This is a genomic window from Atribacter sp. (genome assembly GCF_035418125.1).
Lineage (GTDB): Bacteria > Atribacterota > Atribacteria > Atribacterales > Atribacteraceae > Atribacter > Atribacter allofermentans.
Genome location: NZ_DAOLQM010000261.1, coordinates 1 through 2,958, shown reverse-complemented (window position 1 = coordinate 2,958; position 2,958 = coordinate 1). Strand labels below are relative to the sequence as shown.

Here is a 2,958-nt window from a genome sequence, read left to right as displayed (position 1 = left end):
AGCATCCCATCATGAAGTTGCTCCAGGACAGCATGAAATAGACTTTCAGTATGGAAATGCCTTGAAAATTGCTGATAATTTAATCACTCTTAAATTAGGAATAAAAACTTTAGCAATTCAAAATGGCTATGTAGCTACCTTCATGCCAAAACCAGTTTACGGTGTTCCTGGTTCTGGTATGCATACTCATCTTTCATTATTTAAAGATGGAAAAAATGCTTTTTATGATGCTAATTCACCTGATGGTTTAAGTAATATTGCCCGTGGCTTTATTGCTGGACTGCTTCAACACTCTCCAGCTTTTACAGCGATAATCAATCCCCTTATCAATTCCTATAAACGTTTAGTTCCCGGATATGAGGCTCCAGTTTATATTGCTTGGGCGGAAAAAAACCGGAGTCCGTTGGTGAGAGTCCCTCCACAACGAGGGATCGGGACCCGTGCCGAACTCCGTAGTCCTGATCCATCCTGTAATCCTTATTTGGCTTTTTCGGCCATTATTCAATCGGGATTAGACGGAGTAGAAAAAATTCTCGATCCTGGTAAACCTTGTAACAATGTAAATCTTTATGAAATGAGCTGTGAGGAAAGAGAAGAATGGGGCATCCGAAATTTACCCCGAAATTTAGGTGAAGCCTTAGAAGAGTTAGAAAAAGATGAAACAGTAAAACGTGCCCTCACTCCACACATTTTAGATTATTTCTTGAATGCCAAGCGAAGAGAGTGGGAAGAATTTCAAAGAATGGTTCATCCCTGGGAAGTTGATCGGTATCTTGAATTATTTTGAACCTAGAACCATCTACAAGCTTGAAAAAACAAATTTCTACCAAAGAATTAAAAACATAGGAGGGGGTTAATTTATTATTCCTCTTTTCGAAATTTCTCCAAAAGGATTAATAGTGCAGCAAGATCAGAAGGTGTAACTCCCCGAATTCGCGAAGCCTGTCCCAGAGTGGTTGGGCGCAATGCCTGTAGCTGTTCTTGAGCCTCGCGAGAAAGGATTTTAAGCTGATCAAAAGGAAAGTGGGGTGGGATTGGTCGGTTTTCCATTTGACGGAATTCGTTAACCGATTTAATCTGCCTCTCGATATACCCCCGATATTTGGTTTGTATTTCTACTTCTTCAAGTATATCTGGAGAAAGAAAAGGTCGATCGGGATCAAAAGGAGAAAGGTCATAATAATTAATTTGTGGTCTGGTGAGGAGAGAATTTATTCGGGTTGGTTCTGGCAATGGGTTGGTATGTTTTTTTTCCAAAAACCGGTTCAAATCTACTGATGGAAAAATATTAGTATTTTCAAGGCGCTTTACTTCTTGGGCAATGATGTTTTTCTTTTCTTGAATCATCCGATATCGATTTAGAGAAATCGTTCCCGCCTGGTAGCCATATTCCGCTAACCGAACATCAGCATTGCTATGGCGAATGAGAAGACGATATTCTACTTTGCCAGTTCGAAGCCGATAGGGTTCTTCGACTCCTTTGGTGATTAAATCATCGACCATAACTCCTAAGTAGCTTTCATCACGTTGTAAAATTATGGCTGGTTTATTTTGAACATAACGTCCAGCATTAATTCCGGCTAAAATTCCCTGACCGGCAGCTTCCTCGTACCCGGATGTTCCATTAATTTGTCCGGCAAAAAAGAGACCGGGAATTGGCTTGCTTTCCAGAGACAGTTTAAGCTGAGTAGGTAAGATAAAATCGTATTCAATTCCATATCCAGGACGAATGATATGACAGTTTTCTAACCCGGATATTGAACGAAGGATTTGCCATTGAGTCTCCTCTGGAAGTGATGTAAATACCCCTTGAACATAAATTTCATTGCTTTTTTCACCTTCCGGTTCAAGAAAAACCAAGTGACTTACACGATCAGGGAATCGATATACCTTATCTTCCAGAGAAGGACACTCCCGAACCGGGGAACTGTCGCTGAAATGGTAAAGAAGAGGCGAACGGTCAAAATTTTTTCGGATTATTTCACAGGTATTTTCGTTGGTTCGAGTAAGGAAAACTGATGACCCTTCGTAAGCTCGAGGAGTGCTTTCCCAAGAAAAGCAGAGGGGTAGGTCATCACTTTTTTGTTCATCACATTTTTTAAAATCAATGGTTCTTTTGTCAATACGGGGTGGAGTGCAAGTATTCAAACGACCAGTTTCAAATCCTTTTTGGCGGAGTGATTGACTGAGATGATTGGCTGGGAATTCACCCTGACGACCGGCTGGATAACTAATCTCGCCGATCTTAATCACTCCATTCAGAAAAGTACCGGTTGCTATGACAACTGATCGACATTGGAAACGAATTCCATGAAAAGTTTTAACACCAGAGATTTCACCATTGGAATTGAGTATCAAATCAGATACCTCTCCCTGAAAAATAGATAAAAATGGAGTATTTTCTAAGTATTTACGGATGATAAGGCTGTACTGATCCCGTTGGGTTTGAGCGCGGAGAGTTTGAACGGCTGGGCCCTTACCGGTATTTACTTTTTTAATATGGAGAGTACATTGGTCAGTTACTTTGGCCATCAAACCGCCCAAAGCATCAATTTCCATTACCACATGTCCTTTTCCTGGTCCTCCAATTGCAGGATTGCAAGGCATAAGAGCAATATGGTGAATCGAGTTGGTGATGAGGAGAGTTTTCAAACCCATTACAGCTGATATATATGCGGCTTCAGAACCAGCATGTCCTCCACCAACAACAATCACATCATAATTGCAACCCATCAAGTATCTCACCTTTCATTAGGAAAATTAACAGACATTTGGGCCTCATTGCCCGGGCTTAGTTATCATCAATGATATCTGGAGAGAAAGTTTAGCATTTCCATCACCTCTTGTCACTTTTTAATAGATGCCCATGCCAGTTGGTGGCACCAAGTGAGGATGAAAATGAGTTACCCCCTCACCTTAATCCTCTCCCACCAGGGGAGAGGAAAAAAGAAAGAAGCC

General features: G+C 41.0%; 1 protein-coding gene and 1 pseudogene. One reads left to right on the top strand and one right to left on the bottom strand.

Annotated features, from left to right (window positions below):
• Positions 1-787 (top strand): annotated as a pseudogene (locus PLK24_RS10220) (glutamine synthetase); the annotation flags it as partial.
• Positions 788-861: 74 nt separating this feature from the next.
• Here the strand turns inward: PLK24_RS10220 and mnmG are convergent.
• Positions 862-2,733 carry a tRNA uridine-5-carboxymethylaminomethyl(34) synthesis enzyme MnmG gene (gene mnmG, locus PLK24_RS10215; RefSeq protein ID WP_324478813.1) on the bottom strand — a complete coding sequence of 624 codons (1,872 nt, stop codon included), beginning with the start codon at positions 2,731-2,733 and terminating at the stop codon, positions 862-864.
• Positions 2,734-2,958: the final 225 nt, after the last annotated feature.